This window comes from Cohnella endophytica, from assembly GCF_003628305.1.
GTDB classification, from domain to species: Bacteria; Bacillota; Bacilli; order Paenibacillales; family Paenibacillaceae; genus Cohnella; species Cohnella endophytica.
This window is the reverse complement of the sequence record NZ_RBZM01000015.1, coordinates 56,226-73,659: the sequence shown is the minus strand read 5'-3', so window position 1 is coordinate 73,659 and position 17,434 is coordinate 56,226. Positions and strand designations below refer to the sequence as shown.

16 protein-coding genes are annotated in these 17,434 nt (G+C 55.7%); 15 read left to right on the top strand and 1 reads right to left on the bottom strand.

Translation table 11 applies throughout. The annotated features are described in order from the left end of the window. Window positions 1-11: 11 nt before the first annotated feature. The 3 genes from glmU to D7Z26_RS25665 all read left to right on the top strand — a co-directional run bounded on the left by glmU (window position 12) and on the right by D7Z26_RS25665 (window position 3,095). Window positions 12-1,415, top strand: coding sequence for a bifunctional UDP-N-acetylglucosamine diphosphorylase/glucosamine-1-phosphate N-acetyltransferase GlmU (gene glmU, locus D7Z26_RS25675; protein ID WP_120979898.1), 1,404 nt, complete (start codon window positions 12-14; stop codon window positions 1,413-1,415). A 17-nt stretch (window positions 1,416-1,432) separates the two neighbouring features. After that, complete coding sequence (locus D7Z26_RS25670; RefSeq protein WP_120979897.1) at window positions 1,433-2,389, top strand: ribose-phosphate diphosphokinase; 957 nt, start codon at window positions 1,433-1,435, stop codon at window positions 2,387-2,389. A gap of 61 nt (window positions 2,390-2,450) precedes the next feature. Then, window positions 2,451-3,095, top strand: a complete 645-nt coding sequence (locus D7Z26_RS25665) for a 50S ribosomal protein L25 (RefSeq protein ID WP_120979896.1) — start codon at window positions 2,451-2,453, stop codon at window positions 3,093-3,095. An 88-nt stretch (window positions 3,096-3,183) separates the two neighbouring features. Here the strand turns inward: D7Z26_RS25665 and D7Z26_RS25660 are convergent, their stop codons facing one another. Continuing rightward, window positions 3,184-3,378, bottom strand: coding sequence for a hypothetical protein (locus D7Z26_RS25660; RefSeq protein ID WP_179952653.1), 195 nt, complete (start codon window positions 3,376-3,378; stop codon window positions 3,184-3,186). Between the two features lie 148 nt (window positions 3,379-3,526). Between D7Z26_RS25660 and pth the strand changes: the two genes are divergently transcribed. From pth to D7Z26_RS25600, 12 genes are all read left to right on the top strand, one after another. Then, a complete protein-coding gene (gene pth, locus D7Z26_RS25655) occupies window positions 3,527-4,093 on the top strand; it encodes an aminoacyl-tRNA hydrolase (protein WP_120979894.1) in 567 nt (188 codons plus the stop codon). Window positions 4,094-4,166: 73 nt separating this feature from the next. Further along, a complete protein-coding gene (locus tag D7Z26_RS25650; protein WP_120979893.1) occupies window positions 4,167-4,397 on the top strand; it encodes an anti-sigma-F factor Fin family protein in 231 nt (76 codons plus the stop codon). Between the two features lie 210 nt (window positions 4,398-4,607). Continuing rightward, window positions 4,608-8,129, top strand: a complete 3,522-nt coding sequence (gene mfd / locus D7Z26_RS25645) for a transcription-repair coupling factor (protein WP_120979892.1) — start codon at window positions 4,608-4,610, stop codon at window positions 8,127-8,129. Next, window positions 8,116-9,201, top strand: coding sequence for a peptidylprolyl isomerase (locus tag D7Z26_RS25640; protein ID WP_120979891.1), 1,086 nt, complete (start codon window positions 8,116-8,118; stop codon window positions 9,199-9,201). Before mfd ends, D7Z26_RS25640 begins: the two co-directional genes overlap by 14 nt. Window positions 9,202-9,487: 286 nt before the next feature. Further along, complete coding sequence (locus D7Z26_RS25635) at window positions 9,488-10,273, top strand: methionine ABC transporter ATP-binding protein (protein ID WP_120979890.1); 786 nt, start codon at window positions 9,488-9,490, stop codon at window positions 10,271-10,273. Further along, complete coding sequence (locus D7Z26_RS25630; protein ID WP_120979889.1) at window positions 10,270-10,938, top strand: methionine ABC transporter permease; 669 nt, start codon at window positions 10,270-10,272, stop codon at window positions 10,936-10,938. Before D7Z26_RS25635 ends, D7Z26_RS25630 begins: the two co-directional genes overlap by 4 nt. Window positions 10,939-10,999: 61 nt before the next feature. Continuing rightward, window positions 11,000-11,896 carry a MetQ/NlpA family ABC transporter substrate-binding protein gene (locus D7Z26_RS25625; RefSeq protein ID WP_120979888.1) on the top strand — a complete coding sequence of 299 codons (897 nt, stop codon included), beginning with the start codon at window positions 11,000-11,002 and terminating at the stop codon, window positions 11,894-11,896. 284 nt (window positions 11,897-12,180) lie between these two features. After that, window positions 12,181-12,723, top strand: a complete 543-nt coding sequence (gene spoVT, locus D7Z26_RS25620; RefSeq protein ID WP_120979887.1) for a stage V sporulation protein T — start codon at window positions 12,181-12,183, stop codon at window positions 12,721-12,723. 192 nt (window positions 12,724-12,915) lie between these two features. After that, the gene (locus D7Z26_RS25615) at window positions 12,916-14,664 is read left to right on the top strand and encodes a polysaccharide biosynthesis protein (protein WP_158602448.1); all 1,749 of its coding nucleotides are present in this window, start codon (window positions 12,916-12,918) and stop codon (window positions 14,662-14,664) included. Between the two features lie 487 nt (window positions 14,665-15,151). Further along, the gene (yabN, locus tag D7Z26_RS25610; RefSeq protein WP_120979885.1) at window positions 15,152-16,639 is read left to right on the top strand and encodes a bifunctional methyltransferase/pyrophosphohydrolase YabN; all 1,488 of its coding nucleotides are present in this window, start codon (window positions 15,152-15,154) and stop codon (window positions 16,637-16,639) included. Between the two features lie 188 nt (window positions 16,640-16,827). Then, entirely contained in the window at window positions 16,828-17,100 is a 273-nt protein-coding gene (locus D7Z26_RS25605; protein ID WP_120979884.1) for an HU family DNA-binding protein, read from the top strand. A 4-nt stretch (window positions 17,101-17,104) separates the two neighbouring features. Next, window positions 17,105-17,386: an RNA-binding S4 domain-containing protein gene (locus D7Z26_RS25600; RefSeq protein WP_120979883.1), complete on the top strand. Its 282-nt coding sequence runs from the start codon at window positions 17,105-17,107 to the stop codon at window positions 17,384-17,386. Window positions 17,387-17,434 lie beyond the last annotated feature (48 nt).

The window sequence follows — 17,434 nt, the reverse complement described above, 5'->3', positions numbered from 1 at the left end:
CTATCTACCCAATGAAGAAAATGGCGATCGTGCTGGCCGCGGGACAGGGCAAGCGCATGAAATCGAAACTATATAAAGTGTTGCACCCGGTATGCGGCAAGCCGATGGTCGGCCACGTGCTGGACGCCGTGCGGGGCGCAGCATGCGAGCGTACCGTCGTTGTCGTCGGCCATGGCGCGGAAGCCGTTAAGGCTACGTTGGGAGCCGCCGCGGAATATGTGTTGCAGGCGGAGCAACTGGGTACCGGTCATGCGGTCATGCAGGCCAAGCCGCTGCTTGCGGACGAAGAAGGCGTAACGATCGTGATCTGCGGCGATACGCCTCTCGTTCGGAAGGAAACGATAGAGGCAATGGTTGCTTTGCATGCAAGCCAAGGAGCGGCTGCGACGATTCTAACCGCCGAGCTTGATGAACCCGCGGGTTATGGACGTATCGTGCGCGGCGCGGATAACGGCGTGTTGCGGATCGTGGAGCATAAGGATTGCGATCCGGAAGAAATCGCGATTAAAGAGATTAACACCGGAACGTATTGCTTCGATAACCGTAAATTATTTAACGCTTTGGAACAGGTTACGAACGGGAACGCGCAAGGCGAATATTACTTAACGGATGTCATCGGAATTTTGCGTAGCGAGGGAAATGCCATCGTAGCATGCTTGGTCGAGGATCCGGCGGAATCCATCGGCGTCAATGATCGCGTAGCGCTAGGAGAAGCGGAAAGACTCATGCGCCTTCGCATCAACAAAGGTCACCAGGTAAACGGAGTTACGTTAATCGATCCCGCCAATACGTATATCGATGCAGACGTCACGATCGGCTCGGATACGGTCATTTACCCGGGAACGATTTTGCGCGGCGAAACCTCGATCGGAGAGGATTGCGCTATCGGTCCGCAGACGGAGCTTAAAAACTCCGTTATCGGAGATGGGTCGACGATTCGTCAGTCCATAGCGGAAGGCGCGCAGGTGGGAGAACAATGTAACGTGGGTCCTTTCGCATACTTGCGTCCGGGCACGCAACTGGGCAAACACGTTAAAATCGGAGATTTCGTGGAGATTAAGAATACGGATATCGGAGACCATAGCAAAGTGCCGCATTTGAGCTACGTTGGCGATGCGATCGTCGGTTCGAACGTCAATATCGGCTGCGGGGCGATTACGGCCAACTATGACGGGTATAATAAATCAAAGACCGAAATAGGCGACAACGTATTCATCGGCAGCAATACTAACCTTATTGCCCCGGTCAAGATCGGTAACGGCGCGTATGTCGTCGCAGGCTCGACCATCACGCACAACGTAGCCGACAACGATCTGGCAATCGCTCGCGAGCGGCAAGTCAACAAGACGGGATATGCGGAGAAGTTCCGTTCCCGCGCCCGTGCCAAGAAGGAAAGAGAAAAAGAAACCGAATAAACAAAGGCGGTTATGCGATGGTCTATTCGGATCCAACCTTAAAGCTGTTTTCTTGTAGCTCTAATCCCAATTTAGCGCAAGCCATTGCCGGACATATCGGCGTCGAGCTGGGCAAAGCGGAAATGAACCGGTTCAGCGACGGGGAAATCCACATACGGTTGGACGATAGCGTGAGGGGAGCCGACGTATACGTCGTTCAGTCCACATCGGCTCCCGTCAACGACCATCTGATCGAGCTTCTCGTCATGGTGGACGCGCTCAAGAGAGCGTCGGCCATGACGATCAACGTCGTCGTTCCGTATTACGGTTATGCGCGGCAGGATCGCAAAGCCCGTTCGCGCGATCCGATTACGGCCAAACTCGTGGCGAATTTAATCGAGACGGCGGGCGCCCATCGGGTTATCGCGATGGATTTGCATGCGATGCAAATTCAAGGTTTCTTCGATATTCCGGTCGACCACTTGCTAGGCGTTCCGATTCTCGGGGATTATTTTAACGAGAAAAAGCTGCCTTCCCCTGTCGTCGTCTCGCCGGATCATGGCGGAGTCGTTCGCGCGCGCCGATTGGCGGATACGCTGCAGGCTCCGCTCGCGATCATCGATAAGCGGCGGCCGGAGCCGGGCGTCGTCGAGGTCATGAACATTATCGGGGACGTAGCGGGGCGCACCGCGATCCTTATCGACGATATTATCGATACGGCGGGAACGATCGCCCTCGCGGCCAACGCGCTGAAACAGGCGGGCGCCAGGGATATTTATGCTTGCTGCACGCATCCGGTGCTATCCGGTCCGGCCATTGCGCGCCTGGAAGCATCCCCGATCGTCGAGATCGTCGTCACGGACACGATTCCGATCCGCGATCCGAACTGCACGTCCAAGCTGAGGATCCTGTCCGTGGCGCCATTGATAGCTGAGGCAATCGTCCGGATTCACGAGAAGCAGTCCATTAGCAAGCTGTTCGAGCCCCATGTCTAATGTTTAATCCCCTCCTCCCTAGGGTAAAACTAGGTCATACGTTTCAGAGGAGGTATTCATGATGAGTTCGACTTTGCAAGTACAAGCTCGCCAAGAGTCAACCAAGGGCGAGTTACGGCGTATTCGTTCCGCGGGCCAAGTGCCGGGGGTCGTGTATGGCAAAGGTTTGGACAGCCCGGCGCGAATCGTCATCGACGGCAAGGATCTCGCCGCGGTGCTAAGAAGTCAATCTAATTCCGTGATCGAGATCGATGTTCCGGGAGCGGGCAAACAGCCGGTCATGCTGTCGGACCTGCAACGGGATCCGATCTCGCGCAAGATCATGCATATCGACTTCCACCGTATCGACATGAATCAGAAAGTCACGACGGCCGCCCGTCTCGATATTACCGGAGTGTCTCCGGGCGAGAAGGAAGGCGGCATGCTTCAGCTCGTGGCCCACGAAGTGGAAATCGAATGTTATCCTAAAGATATTCCGGATACGATAAGAGTGGATGTAAGCCAGCTTGGGGTGGGGGACCATCTCACGATCGGCGAGCTTAAGTTTCCCGAGGGCGTCGTGGCCACGCAGGATCCGGAGACGGTCATCGTAGCGGTGCTGGCGCCTCAGAAAGAGCGTACGGAAGAAGAGTTGGATGCGATGGACGATAAAGCCGAGGAAGACCGCAAGCATTCGGAAGCGGCCACGGCGGTCGATAAGGGATAAGGCGAAGGTGTTGGAATATAGACGAAGGGGCCGCGCTTCCGTAGCGCGGCCCCTTCTGGGTTATTCGGAATTTAGGAGTTGTAACGGTTCAATAACCGGGACGCGACACGAAGGTAAATTGCTTGCGGTTGTAGAAGATATTGTTGACCTGAACGAATTCTTTGCCATAATATTCGATAAACCCGATATCGCTGTGCCGTCTCCCGCAATAAATTTGCACTGGAACCTCGGAACACATATGATCTAGGAAGTGCCGATCATCGTAAATCATCTGGCCGTTCATGTACACATCAATTCACCCCGCTTTCTTTGCATCGAGTCATGAGTCTTGTAATCATTAGGACACGCGAAAGAGAATAATCGTTGCAACTCGCAAAAAATATATTATTTATCGCAGAAGATCGGCCCTGCATTGGAGGATGAAGTCAGTTATGCGTTGGATAGTCGGATTAGGTAATCCCGGCGCCGCTTATGCCCATACCCGGCATAACGCGGGATTCATGGTCGTAGACGAATTAGCCCGCCGGTTGAATATCGAAGTAAGCACGAACAAGTGCAAGGCATTGATCGGGGAAGCGCGCGTGGGCGCCGAGAAGATCGCCTTGATCAAGCCGATGACTTACATGAACCTGTCCGGGGAGTCGATGCGGGCGTTCATGGACTATTACAAGGTCAAGCTGGAAGACCTGATCGTCGTCTATGACGACATGGACACGGAAACCGGGCGAATTCGCCTCAGGTATCAAGGAAGTCCGGGCGGACACAACGGTATCAAGTCGATTATCCAGCATATGGGGACCCAGAATTTCAACCGCGTGCGCGTGGGAATCTCGCGGCCGAAGCCCGGAATGGTCATCTCGGATTACGTGCTGTCCACGTTCGCCAAGGCCGAGCAGACGGACCTGCGGAAATCGATCGAGGATGCTTGCGACGCGATCGAATACGCGATGCAGCATTCCTTCGAACAAACGATGGCGAAGTACAACGCGAAAGCATGAGAAGCCCTGAATAAGGGAATACTGGAGGAAGAGGCGGCCGTTGCCGCATAACCGAACTCCAGGAGGCATACATATGGCTGTGAACTATATTTGCCGGCATTGCAACATGTCCCTAGGGCGATTCGAGAACGAGGAAGTCCCCGAATATCGGTTGGGCTTGCATTTCTTGACCCCCGAAGAGCGAAAGCGTATAATAGCGTATAATTCCAACGGGGACGTGACCGTACGGGTCATATGCGAGTACTGCAGCCAGACGCTGGACGCTAATCCGGAGCTTGCGTTGCTGACGAATCCGTTGCAATGAACGGTTAAGCTTTACGTTCCGACATTCTCAAGGAGTCCTTGGCTTGTGCCGGGGCTTTTTTCAGTGATTCAGAATTTATAAATATTACGCTCATTCATTTCCGAATCGCCTCCGCAAAGCTTCTTCGGCGCCCGTTGGACGCCGAAGGCGTTTTTGCTTGTGATTCCGCAAAGCGGATTTGCGTATGTTGTATCGGAGAGGGGAAATGCCATGAAGCCGCTAATCCAATCGCTGGTGACCGATCCCGATTTAATTAGCGTCATCCAAGGGCTGAAGGGCGGAATGCGCGAGCAACTCGTCGCCGGCCTGTCCGGTTCCGCGCGCCAAGCGGCGATTGCCGGATTGCATCGGGAATTGCAACGGCCGATTGTAGTGATTACTCATAATATGTTCTCGGCGCAGAAGATGGCGGAAGATCTGCAAGAGTGTCTTTCCCCGGAAGAAGTGCTGCTGTATCCCGCTAATGAATTAATAGCGGCCGAGACCGCGATCTCAAGCCCGGAAACTTCGGCTCGACGCTTAGAGGTAATACTCAAGCTGGCGGGAGGCTTCCGAGGCGTTATTGTCGTGCCGTTCGCCGGCGTACGAAGGTTCCAGCCGGATATGAAGACGATGGCGGAGGCACATATCGATCTGAAGGTCGGCAATACGTTACCGATGGAGCAATTCTTGCGAAGCATGGTCGAGCTCGGCTACGAGCGGGTGGATCGCGTCGAACAGAAGGGCCACCTTAGCGTGCGCGGAGGCATCGTCGATTTCTTCCCGCTGGCGGACGCGAGCGCGTATCGTATCGAGTGGTTCGACGACGAGATCGATTCGATCCGGACATTCGATCCGGCCGATCAACGCTCGATCGACAAGCTGGAGCAATATACCGTACAGCCGAGCCGGGAGTGGATCGCCGGAGACCGGCGATTCAAGAATGCCGCCCAGCACGCGCATGATCTATTGGATAAGCAGCTAGAGAAAATGTCCGACAGGCAAGCCAAGGAACGGCTCAGCTCCGAAATTTCCCGGGAAATCGAACTTTTACGACAAAATGTTTATTTTTCCGAAATTTACAAGTACATTTCTTTGCTCTATCCGGAGCGCCAGACCTTATTGGACTACATCCAGAAAGATTCGATCCTTCTTATGGACGAACCGAACAGGCTGGGAGAAACCGCGAGACAGCTAGAACGCGACGAGTTGGAATGGACGACCCATCTGCTGCAGCAGGGCAAGTCCCTGCCGGGCTTCGTGCTGGCCGTTAACGCGGAGCAGGCGTTATATCCGAAGGGCTTCCAAACGGTGTTTCTATCGCTGTTCGTTCGTCAAATTCCCCATACCCAGCCTCAGAACATCGTTAATTTCGTCTGCCGTTCCATGCAGAATTTCCATGGGCAGATGAACGTGTTGAAGGCGGAGATGGAACGTTGGCGGAAGAGCGGGGTTCGCATCTTGATGCTCGCCGGCAACTCCGAACGCGCCGACCGCATGCGGCGAGTGTTGGAAGACTATCAGATCGATATGCCGGAAATTCTGCAAGGGAACCTGCAGAGCGGCTTCGAGCTGCCTTCGATCAAGCTCGTCGTCATCACGGAAGGCGAGATGTTCACCCAGAAGCAGCGCAAAGCGCGCCGGGTCGATCGTCATCTGGACAATGCCGAGCGAATCAAGAGCTATACCGAGTTGAAGGTCGGCGACTACGTCGTGCATCAGAATCACGGAGTCGGGAAGTATCTCGGAATCGGAACGCTCGAGGTCGGCGGCATTCATAAGGATTATCTTCACATTATCTATGCGGGTGGAGACCGTCTATCCGTACCGGTAGAACAATTCGATCTGATCCAGAAATACGTAGGCAACGAGGACAAGGAACCGAAGGTCAGCAAGCTCGGGGGCGCGGATTGGAACCGGGTTAAGTCCAAAGTCCAATCGTCCGTTAAGGATATCGCCGACGATCTGATCAAGCTCTATGCGGAACGTCAAGCTACGACGGGTTTCGGATTCGGAGAGGATACCCCTTACCAGCAAGAGTTCGAGGAGATGTTCCCTTACGACGAGACGGCGGATCAGCTTCGCGCGATCAAGGAAATCAAAGCGGATATGCAGACGCCTCGCCCGATGGACCGGTTGCTCTGCGGCGACGTAGGCTACGGGAAGACGGAAGTGGCCATCCGCGCCGCGTTCAAGGCGGCCATCGAAGGGAAACAGGTCGCCGTGCTCGTTCCGACGACGATTCTGGCGCAGCAGCATTACGAGACGTTCCGGGAAAGATTCTCCGGATATCCGTTTAATATTAAGGTGCTCAGCCGCTTCCGCTCGCGCAAGGAACAGACGGATACGATGAAGGGCTTGAAGGCCGGCACCGTCGACGTCGTCATCGGCACGCATAGGCTGTTGTCGCAGGACATCGTATTCAAGGAATTAGGGCTGCTGATCGTCGACGAAGAGCAGCGGTTCGGCGTTACGCATAAGGAAAAGCTGAAGAAAATCAAAACGAACGTGGACGTGCTGACGCTGACGGCGACGCCGATTCCGCGTACCCTTCATATGTCGATGCTGGGCGTGCGCGATCTGTCGGTTATCGAGACGCCGCCGGAGAATCGTTTTCCCGTGCAGACCTACGTCGTCGAATACAGTCCGACGCTTGTACGCGAAGCGGTGGAGCGGGAGCTGGCCCGGGACGGACAGGTGTATTATTTGTTCAACCGGGTGCAAGGCATCTATCAGATGGCCGAACAGATCAGCGCGCTCGCTCCCGCCGCCCGCGTGGCCGTGGCGCACGGCCAAATGTCGGAGCAGGAGTTGGAACGCACGATCCTCGATTTCTTGGACGGAGAGTACGACGTGCTCGTCAGTACGAGCATTATCGAGACCGGGGTGGATATTCCGAACGTCAACACGTTGCTCGTCCATGACGCGGATAAGATGGGGCTGTCCCAGCTCTATCAGCTTCGGGGTCGGGTCGGACGTTCCAATCGGATCGCCTACGCTTACTTTACGTACCAACGGGACAAGGTATTGACGGAGGTCGCGGAGAAAAGGCTGCAATCGATCAAGGAATTCACGGAGCTCGGTTCCGGATTCAAGATCGCCATGCGCGACTTGTCCATTCGCGGAGCGGGTAATCTGCTCGGGGCGGAGCAACACGGCTTCATCGCGTCCGTCGGCTTCGATCTGTATTCGCAGATGCTCGCCGAGGAAATTCAGAGCCGCAAGCTGGAGATGGGCGGGGTCGCGTTGCCTCCTCAGCCGGTCAATACGCAGCTCGATCTGGGCGTGGATGCGTACTTGCCTCCGGAGTATATTTACGATAGCATCCAGAAAATCGAGATCTACAAGAAGGTCGCGACAGCGACTACGCTCGAGGACGTTGAAGATTTGTTCGAGGAGCTTATCGACCGTTTCGGAGAACCGCCTAAGGCAGTCCTTAACTTGATGGCAGTCGCGAGACTGAAGGTGTACGGGCGCAAATACGGCATCGAATCGATCGTACGCCGCGGGGACGAACTGACGCTGAAGCTGGAAGAGCGGCGCAGGGCGGACTTGGAAATAAGCAAGCTCAAGGCGATGGAAAGCAAATTCCAAGGCCGGATGGTGAACGCCATCAGCGATCAGCAGCTTCTGATTCGCTTTAAGGTACGAGGGCTGGATGAGAACGCTTTATTAGCGCTTGTAGAGGATTTTCTGGTACAATACAAAGAAGCGACAAAATCAAAGGGGGAACTACAGGATGTTGCACCATAAACGCATGCCGTATCGCCGGTTTGTACTTTTAGCGCTGGCAGCGGTCATGCTTGTCGCATTGATCTCCGCTTGCGGCAAGAAAGAAAGCAAAGCCACCGTTATCGCTACATATACGGGCGGAGAAGTAACCGACACAGAATTTGCTAAATATACGGCGTTCCAGGAGATCATGAATCCTCAGACGGCGATGTACATGTCGATTCCGCAGTTGAAGGAACAGTTCGTTCAACAATACATCGTTACTAAAGTATTGATCAAGGACGTAAGCGCGGACGACCTGAAAAAAGCGAAAGACGCGGCCGCAACGTTCAAGACGCAGATTAGCGACGCGATGAAAACCGATGCCGACCTGAAGAAGCATATGGACGACAACAAGCTGACCGTAGCCGATGCTACTGCGTTCTATCAGGATTTAGTCGCGTTCCAAGCTTATTACAACGCTAAGAAAGCAGACTTCATGCCGAAAGTTACGGAAGACGAGATTAAAACGGAATACGCGAAAGCTCCATCCGATTATAATCTCATATCCGTTAGACATATCTTGATCGGCACGGTTGATCCATCGACCGGCGCCGAGCTGAAAACAGACGAAGAAGCGCTTAAGACCGCGAAAGAAGTCAAAGCCAAGCTCGAAGAGGGCGGAGATTGGGCGGCGCTAGCGAAGGAATTCTCCACGGATACCGGTTCGAAGGATAACGGCGGCTTGTACGAGAAGCAAGTAGCCAAAGGCTGGGTCGAGGAATTCAAGAAGGCCGCCAACACGCAAGAGATCGGTAAAGTCGGCGATCCCGTTAAGACCGAGTACGGCTACCATGTCATGAAGGTCGAAGCTCGCGATGAGGCTTCTTCCTACGATAAGCTATCCGAGCAAGCCAAGAATATGATCAAGACGGATCTCGCAACGACCAAATTAAACGAATTCTTGACCGCCGAACAGGACAAGCTGGGCATCAAGGTCACGCTTCCGGCCGAACCTTCCGCAAGCCCAAGCGCTTCGGGCTCCCCGAGCGCATCGCCTTCGGCTTCCCCATCCGCATCACCTGACGCGTCGGCTTCCGCATCCGCGAAGTAATCGACGGCGGCAATATTCGAAGACGTGTCCGAAAGTCCGCTCGCAGCTTGCGACGGGGTTCCGGGCACGTCTTTTTGTATGCTATACTCTGTGTTCTAGCCTAGGGTAAGAAAACTATTGACAACCGATGGAAGTTGCTCTAAATTAAATAAAAACAGATAGAAATACTCGGATATACGAACATAAAGTTGACCAGTTCTCTGGAAACTAAGCCCCGCGGCTAAGATTAGCGTGCGGAAGCTTAGTTTTTTTTATTTCGGCAACCGAGACGGAAGGGGGTGAGACGATGATCTCCATACGCGGCTTAAGCAAAGCGTACGCCACGCCGAGCGGCAAGCTGCAGGCGCTTGACGGGCTGAACCTTACGGTGGAGAAAGGGGACATCATTGGCATCATCGGATTCAGCGGGGCGGGAAAATCGACGTTGGTGCGTTGCATCAACCGGCTCGAAGAACCCGATAAGGGCAGCATCGCCATTGGAGACACGGTGTTGACGGGGTTGAAGGAGAGTCAGCTGCGGCAGGCGAGAAGGAAAATCGGGATGGTTTTCCAGCAGTTCAACCTGTTTGAGGGGAAGACGGTTTTCCACAACGTCGCGTTTCCTCTGAAAGTCGCGGGCTGCGATAAAGCGACGATCCGAAAAAGGGTTTGTGAAGTGTTGGAGCTGGTGCAGCTCGGGGACAAGGAGAAGGCGTACCCTTCCCAGCTCAGCGGCGGCCAGAAGCAACGCGTCGGCATCGCCCGGGCGCTAGTAAACGAGCCCGACGTCCTCCTGTGCGACGAAGCTACGTCCGCTCTCGATCCGCAGACGACCTACTCGATCCTAGAGCTGCTTCGGGACATTAACCGCAAGCTGGAACTCACGGTCGTGTTGATTACTCACGAGCTCGACGTTCTGCAGCATGCGTGCAATAACGTTGCCGTCATCGAGCAAGGGAAGATCGTGGAGACCGGTTCGGTCGATAAATTCTTCCTGTATCCGGAGAGCGATACGGCGCGAAGGTTCGTCCATATCGTCGAGCATTACAGGAAAAAGCGGTTTGCGGTCGAGGGGGTCGGGGCGGGGATATGAGAGACGATCTGCTTGAGTTGCTCTGGGAAGGATTACGCCAAACGCTCTACATGCTCGTTTGGTCTTCGGTATTCGCCATTGTTCTCGGCTTGTTCTTAGGAATAACGCTTGTCGTTACGGAAAAAGGCGGCGTACTGGAGGCGAGGGTAGTTAATCGGATCGTAAGTCTCGCTATTAATAGCGTGCGTTCCTTGCCTTTCATTATTCTGATCGTGCTCTTATTGCCCTTCGCGAGATGGGTCGTAGGTACCTCGCTAGGTCCGACGGCCGCGATCGTGTCGTTGTCTATCGGAGCGGCGCCCTTCTTAGGGCGAATCGTCGAAAGCGCATTGAAGGAAGTGGCGGTCGGGAAAATCGAAGCGGCCAAGTCGTTCGGCGCGTCTCCGTTCGCGATTATTTTCCGCGTATTGCTGCCTGAAGCTCTTCCTGCTCTCGTTCGCAGCCTTACGATCGCGGTTATCGCGATTGCCGAGTTGACGGCCGTGGCGGGGGCGATCGGCGCAGGAGGGTTGGGTAGCTTGGCGATCCGGTTCGGGTACCAGCGGTTCCGCGAGGATATTATGTTCGCAACCGTGATCGTTATCATCCTGCTAGTACAGGCGATCCAGTGGACGGGCGACTCCATCGCCAAGTCCATCGACAGAAGAAGGCATCGTACGGAGTAGTCGGAGGTTTTACGGATTCATCACATAGACCATTAAAAAGAGAGCGGGAGTGGAGAGAGAAATGTCAAAGAAAAGCCTGGTTGTCCTTATTGCGTTATTCGTTGCGATTAGCACGGTGATTGCGGGGTGCGGCTCGAAAAATAACAATAACGAGGCCTCGCCATCGGCTAGCCAGTCGGCCTCTACCGAGTCGGCAAGTCCTTCGGAGTCTGCATCGCCTTCGGCTTCCCCGGCGACGGAAGTTACGTTGAAGATCGGAGCGGCGGCGGTTCCGCATGCCGTCATCCTAGAGCACGTCAAACCGGCGCTCAAGGAGCAGGGAGTTAACCTCGATGTCGTCGTATTCGACGACGAAGGACAGTTGAATCCCGCCTTGCAGGAGAAGCAGATCGACGCGAATTATTTCCAGCACGTGCCTTACCTCGATTCGGTAAAAGGCGAGAAAGGCTACGATTTCGTCGTGACGACGAAAGTTCACGTCGAACCGATCGGCTTCTATTCCGACAAGCTCAAATCCAAGGACGAGATCAAAGAAGGCGCCAAGATCGGCATTCCGAACAACCCGTCCAACGAATACCGCGCGCTTGCCTTGCTCGAGCAGCAAGGTCTGATCAAGCTGAAAGAAGGGATCACGACGTACGAGGCAACGCCGAAAGACATCGTGGAAAACCCGCTGAAGCTGAAGTTCATCGAAGCGGATTCCGCGACGCTTCCCCGTTCGCTGCCCGACTTGGACGGAGCGATCATCAATACCAATCTGGTGCTCGAAGCCAAGCTCGATCCGAATTCCGCCTTGTTCCGCGAAGACGCGAACTCTCCGTACGCGAACGTGATCGTCGTGCGCAAAGGCGACGAGAACGGCGACGCGATCAAGAAACTCGACGCCGCGTTAACTTCGCCGGACGTCAAGAAGTTCATCGAAGATACGTATGGCGTGGCGGTCGTTCCGGCGTTCTAGACCGGTACCGCATTATGGAGCGAACCGGCAAGCTTGCCTCTATGAGGCCGGGCTTGCCGGTTTTTGGCAAGGCGGCGAGTTCAAGTCGAGCAGCTCATGGTTGCAACGGGTGTTTCCTCCAGCCGAGGGGGAACGCATAAGAAAATGGGAGAGGTTGAATACTACATATCAAGATTCCATGTCACCTTTTTCCGATTGTACAAGCGTTCGTCATAAAGGCCGGCAAGTCATTCGCGCCGGCGAGAGCAGAGCGAATACACCAATGAAAGTGGGGCAACACGAGCATGAAAGCAACCGGGATTGTACGCCGTATTGATGACCTCGGACGGGTCGTCATTCCGAAAGAAATTCGTCGCACGCTCCGTATCCGAGAAGGAGATCCTCTGGAAATTTTCGTGGATCGCGACGGGGAAGTCATCCTTAAAAAATATTCGCCGATCGGCGAGTTAGGCGATTTCGCCAAGGAGTACGCGGAATCTTTATCGGAGAGCACGGGGCATATCGCCATGATTTCCGACCGCGACACTTTCATCGCGGTAGCCGGAGCATCCAAGAAAGAATATCTCGACAAGGCGATCGGAAACGTCCTCGAGAGCTGCATGGAAAACCGTAAAATCGTATTGGAAACGAGCTCGGGGAGCTACGAAGTGCTGCGCGACGTCAATGAAACGATCAGTTCGTTCGTAGCGGCTCCGATCGTCGCCGGCGGCGATCCTATCGGCACCGTAGTCTTGCTGAGCAAGGACGAATCCGTAAACATGGCCGATATGGAGAGCAAGATGGTGGAGACGGCGGCGGGCTTCTTGGCGAAGCAAATGGAGCAGTAATATCATAGCCGCAAAGGCGAAAAAGTTTCTCGGATAGAAACAGAGGCGCAATCTGTTCTCCGGGAAGCTTTTTTGCTATGCGGCTTTCGTTTATAATCGAATCACGAGCATGCACCGGGAGAATAAGGAAGCGGGAAATCGGATTGTTCGCAAGGCGCGGGAATGGGGAATGGATCCAGGATGCGAATCGAAGTGGAACCCCAGGAGATGGGGAAAAAGGCGTTATGGCAAGGGGCGGCTCTGCTAGGCGGGGCGGCTTTGCTCTCTAAGTTGATCGGTACGTTGCAGAAAATACCGCTGCAGAACATGGCCGGCGACGAAGTGTTCGGCTTGTACAGCGCGGTCTACGCGCTGGCGGTCATGTGGATGACGCTGGCTTCGGCAGGTATTCCCGTCGCCGTCAGCGTGCTCGTGGCCGAGAGAACGGCGCATGGGGACGAACAAGGGGCGCAACGCGTTCTTCGGTGGGCGCTGGGGCTATTAAGCCTAAGCGGCCTGCTCATGTTCGGCATTCTTTGGCTTGGCGCGGATACTTTCGCTCATTGGATGAAGCTGGACGACGCTGCTCCCGCAATCCGTATGTCGTCTCTGGCATTGCTGTTCGCACCCGCGACGGCAGTACTTAGAGGTTACAGTCAAGGTCGAATGAATATGTTGCGTCCGGCGCTATCGCAGCTGTCCGAGCAAACCGCGCGCGTGACGTTTATGCTCGTGGCGCTGATCTGGGCGGTAGACGCCGCTTGGTCGCCTTCCGCGACGGCAGCGGCCGTTCACGGCGGATTGGCGACCGGCGCGATCGCGGGACTTGTCGCGATGCTGTGGCAATCCATGCGCGGAAGCAATAAGCCCATCGTCATTCGGGCGACGGGAGCACGGAAAAGCTTCAAGGCCGCAGGAGTCGGCGATGGAGAAAACGCGGGAACAGATAATGGAATATCCGGTTCGCGATTCGTTAAGCTGCCGGAGACGAGGCGAGCTCTGGTGAAGCGGATCGCTCTCGTGGCCATTCCGGTCGCGATCGCATCGGTCGTCGCGCCGCTGTTTGGGCTAATCGACGCATTCTCGATTCCGCGATTTTTGCAGCAGGGGGGTTCGGCGGATGACTCGCTCCGGGCGATCGCCCAATTCGGCGTTTACAACCGGGGCATCGCGCTGCTGCAACTCGTGACTATGGCGGCGGCCGGTGCAGCCGCGGCGATCGTACCCGCGCTGACGGCGGCTAGAGCCCGCGGCGATTCCGCGGAGTTCGCGGCGCGAGCCCAATTCGCCATGCGATTCGCATGGTGGGTCGGGTGCGCGTCCGCGATCGGGCTGGCGCTGCTCTCCGCGCCGATCAACGAGGCTTTGTTCTCCGATCGCAGCGGCACCGCCGCGATGGCGATCGTGGGGTTGGCCGCGGCGGGCGGCACCCTGCAGGCGGTGAGCGCGGCGTTGCTGCAAGGCATGGGCGACTTGCGGTCGCCTGCCGTGAACTTGGCCGCCGCCGCGCTGCTCAAGCTAACGCTCAACGCGGTGCTAGTGCCCGCGTACGGCATCAACGGCGCGGCAGTCGCCATGGCCGGCGCCTTCGCCGCTGCGGCGGTGCTTAACGCGCTGTCCTTGCGTCAGCGCGTCCAACTGCCCGCCCCGCGCGCTTCGCTCGCATGGCGCTCAGGCGCTGCTCTGGCCGCTATGGCGGCCGCGGTCGCGCTTGTCGCGCTCGCGTTAGACGCGGTTACCGCCGCTCTGCCCGCGCGCGTCGGGGCCCTCCTCGTCGCCCTGCCGGGCGTCGCCGTCGGAGCCGCCGTCTTCGCCGCGGCGCTCGTCGCCTTGGGCGCCGTCGCTCCGCAGCAATGGCGCGAGCTGCCGGGCATCTCCGGCAGCCGAATTGACGCCTGGTTGCTGCGCATCCCTACGTTACATAAAGGCAGAGACAGTTCATCGGCCTCGCATTCCGAGTAGCTTTACCCTCGGGGGAACAGCGGGCAGAGTTAGAGTTGTTGGCGGGTTAGAGGTACTCCCAGCACGGAGTTACTCGAAAAAACCGAATAGTTGGCGGTTTGAGGGGCTCCCAGCACGGAGTTACTCGAAATAATCGACTAACTGGCGGTTCGCAGGTACTTCCAGCATGGAGTTACTCGAAATAATCGACTAACTGGCTGTTCAGAGGTACTCTCAGCACGTAGTTACTCGCTCAAACCGACTAACTCCCGCCCAAGAGGCGCTTCCGGCACGTAGTTACTCGCTCAAACCGACTAACTCCCGCCCAAGAGGCGCTTCCGGCACGTAGTTACTCGCCCAAACCGACTAACTCCCGCCGAAGAGGTACTCCCAGCACATAGTTACTCGCCCAAACCGACTAACTCCCGCCTAAGCGGCGTTGGAGCTGTCGCCGATTCGAGCGGATTCCTAGCACGCAAGCTCAACCAAGAAAGGATGATCCACCACAATGCCACCATCCATAACGGTCGTCGGACTGGGTTCCGGCGGAGAAGATCAACTGACGCTCGGCACGCTTAAAGTATTGGAGCAGTCCAAGCGTCGCTACCTGCGCACGGCGGATCATCCGGCGGTTGCGGATCTTAAGCTCCGCGGCGTCTCGTTCGAGTCTTTCGACTCGCTGTACGAGCAGTCCGATTCTTTCGAAGACGTATACGAAGCGATCGCGAATTCGCTTCTCCATATCGCAAAGCAATATCCCGACGAGAAAATCGTCTACGCGGTTCCGGGCCATCCGATGGTCGCGGAGCGCGCCGTTCAGCTGCTCCGCCAACGCGCCGACAGCGAAGGCGTTTCGCTCGCCTTGCTCGGCGGCGAGAGCTTCCTCGATCAAGCGTTTACTCGGCTCGGCTTCGATCCGATCGAAGGCTTCCAGCTTCTCGACGCGGCCGACTTGTCCCGCGAGCATCTGCGCCCGCGCTTGCACACGGTCATCGGGCAAGTGTACGACGCCTTTACCGCTTCCGAAGTGAAGCTGACGCTGATGGGCGTCTACCCGGACGACCATCCGGTCATCGTAGGCCAAGCTCTCGGCGTTGCCGGACAAGAGAACATCAGGCAAATCCCCCTTCATGAACTCGACCGTCAGGAAACTTACGGCAACCTCATGCTCGTATACGTTCCGGCGAGCGCGGACGACCGCCTTCGCCGTCGTTCGTTTGAACGGCTACACGAGATCGTCTCGATTCTCCGTAGCCCCGAAGGCTGTCCGTGGGATCGCGAGCAGACGCACCAATCTATTCGCCGCAACTTTATCGAAGAGACGTTCGAAGCGATCGAAGCGCTCGATCTGGACGATCCGGACGGAATGAAGGAAGAGTTCGGCGACGTGATTCTGCAAGTGCTTCTGCATAGCCAGATGGAAGAGGAGACCGGTGCGTTCGACGTGTTCGACGTGCTTGCGGAGCTGAACGATAAGCTGATTTTCCGTCATCCTCACGTTTTCGGCGGCGAGAATGCCCAAGACGCGGAAGAAGCACTGGCTAACTGGGAGCAAATGAAAGCCGAAGAAAAGAAACTCAAAGGACGCGAAGAACGCCTATCGCTCCTCGACGGCCTTCCGAAGGATCTTCCCGCCCTCCCGCGCGCTCATAAGATCCAGAAGAAAGCGTCCGGCGTCGGCTTCGATTGGCCCGATCTGACCGGCGTGTTCGATAAAATCGAGGAAGAGCTGCAAGAACTGCGCCATGCGGCCAAAGAGGAATCTTCGGAGCGTCAGAAGGACGAACTGGGCGATCTTCTGTTCGCTGTCGTTAATGCCTCCCGTTTCCTCAAAGCAGATCCCGAAGAAGCTCTCGCGGGCACGAATCGCAAGTTCGCGGAGCGTTTCAAGTACATCGAAGAGCAACTGCGTATAAGCGGACGGACTTTTGAGCAGACTGACTTGTTAGAGATGGATAATTGGTGGCGAGAGGCCAAAATGCGCGTAAAACCTTAAAAAGACCTAAAATTCGCTGATTTTCCCGTACTTTCTACCTATTTCGAGAAATTTTTTTGCGAATTGGCAGGATTTTTTTAGCAAGGGACAGAATAGTACACTTCATGCAATAAACAATCAAACGTTGCAGGCGGCTCAAGGGCTCGCCCGACGAATTTAGGTAAAGATCATAGGAGGAATTCCGTACCATGAACAAAACAGACCTGATCAACAACATCGCAGAAAAAAGCGGCTTGACGAAGAAAGACGTAGAATCCGTATTGAATGGCTTCTTGGGCGAAGTAACCGACGCTCTTGCTGGCGGAGACAAAGTACAACTGATCGGCTTCGGCACGTTCGAAACTCGCAGCCGCTCCGGCCGCGTAGGCCGCAACCCGCAAACGGGTAACTCCATCACGATCCCTGCTTCCAAAGTTCCTGCTTTCAAAGCGGGTAACAAACTGAAAGACGCCGTTAAGTAATTAGATGCGTCTCGATAAGTTTTTGAAGGTGTCGCGCCTTATTAAGCGCCGCACCGTTGCGAAGGACGTGTCCGAACAGGGGCGCGTCCTTCTCAATGGTAAAGAGGCTAAACCGAGCGCCACCGTAAAAGTTGGAGACGTGCTGGACGTCCAATTCGGGCAGCGGACGTTAACCGTGCAGATCGAGCGGTTGGCCGAGTCCACCCGCAAGGAAGATGTCGCCGGCATGTACACCGTCCTGAAGGAAGAAGCCCGCAAGCGCGAGGAAGACCCGTTCGGGCTCTAAGCACTTTGCCAATAGAACGCGAAAAAGTCAGCCATTGTGCTGACTTTT

Bases quoted from the DNA above. Each gene is read 5' to 3' on its own strand.
- D7Z26_RS25650 (WP_120979893.1), top strand. From the start codon at position 4,167: ATGGCTGTGAACTATATTTGCCGGCATTGCAACATGTCCCTAGGGCGA.
- yabN (WP_120979885.1), top strand. From the start codon at position 15,152: ATGCCACCATCCATAACGGTCGTCGGACTGGGTTCCGGCGGAGAAGAT.
- mfd (WP_120979892.1), top strand. From the start codon at position 4,608: ATGAAGCCGCTAATCCAATCGCTGGTGACCGATCCCGATTTAATTAGC.
- D7Z26_RS25630 (WP_120979889.1), top strand. From the start codon at position 10,270: ATGAGAGACGATCTGCTTGAGTTGCTCTGGGAAGGATTACGCCAAACG.
- D7Z26_RS25605 (WP_120979884.1), top strand. From the start codon at position 16,828: ATGAACAAAACAGACCTGATCAACAACATCGCAGAAAAAAGCGGCTTG.
- D7Z26_RS25660 (WP_179952653.1), bottom strand. From the start codon at position 3,378: ATGAACGGCCAGATGATTTACGATGATCGGCACTTCCTAGATCATATG.
- pth (WP_120979894.1), top strand. From the start codon at position 3,527: ATGCGTTGGATAGTCGGATTAGGTAATCCCGGCGCCGCTTATGCCCAT.
- D7Z26_RS25640 (WP_120979891.1), top strand. From the start codon at position 8,116: ATGTTGCACCATAAACGCATGCCGTATCGCCGGTTTGTACTTTTAGCG.
- glmU (WP_120979898.1), top strand. From the start codon at position 12: ATGAAGAAAATGGCGATCGTGCTGGCCGCGGGACAGGGCAAGCGCATG.
- D7Z26_RS25625 (WP_120979888.1), top strand. From the start codon at position 11,000: ATGTCAAAGAAAAGCCTGGTTGTCCTTATTGCGTTATTCGTTGCGATT.
- D7Z26_RS25635 (WP_120979890.1), top strand. From the start codon at position 9,488: ATGATCTCCATACGCGGCTTAAGCAAAGCGTACGCCACGCCGAGCGGC.
- D7Z26_RS25670 (WP_120979897.1), top strand. From the start codon at position 1,433: ATGGTCTATTCGGATCCAACCTTAAAGCTGTTTTCTTGTAGCTCTAAT.
- D7Z26_RS25600 (WP_120979883.1), top strand. From the start codon at position 17,105: ATGCGTCTCGATAAGTTTTTGAAGGTGTCGCGCCTTATTAAGCGCCGC.
- D7Z26_RS25665 (WP_120979896.1), top strand. From the start codon at position 2,451: ATGAGTTCGACTTTGCAAGTACAAGCTCGCCAAGAGTCAACCAAGGGC.
- spoVT (WP_120979887.1), top strand. From the start codon at position 12,181: ATGAAAGCAACCGGGATTGTACGCCGTATTGATGACCTCGGACGGGTC.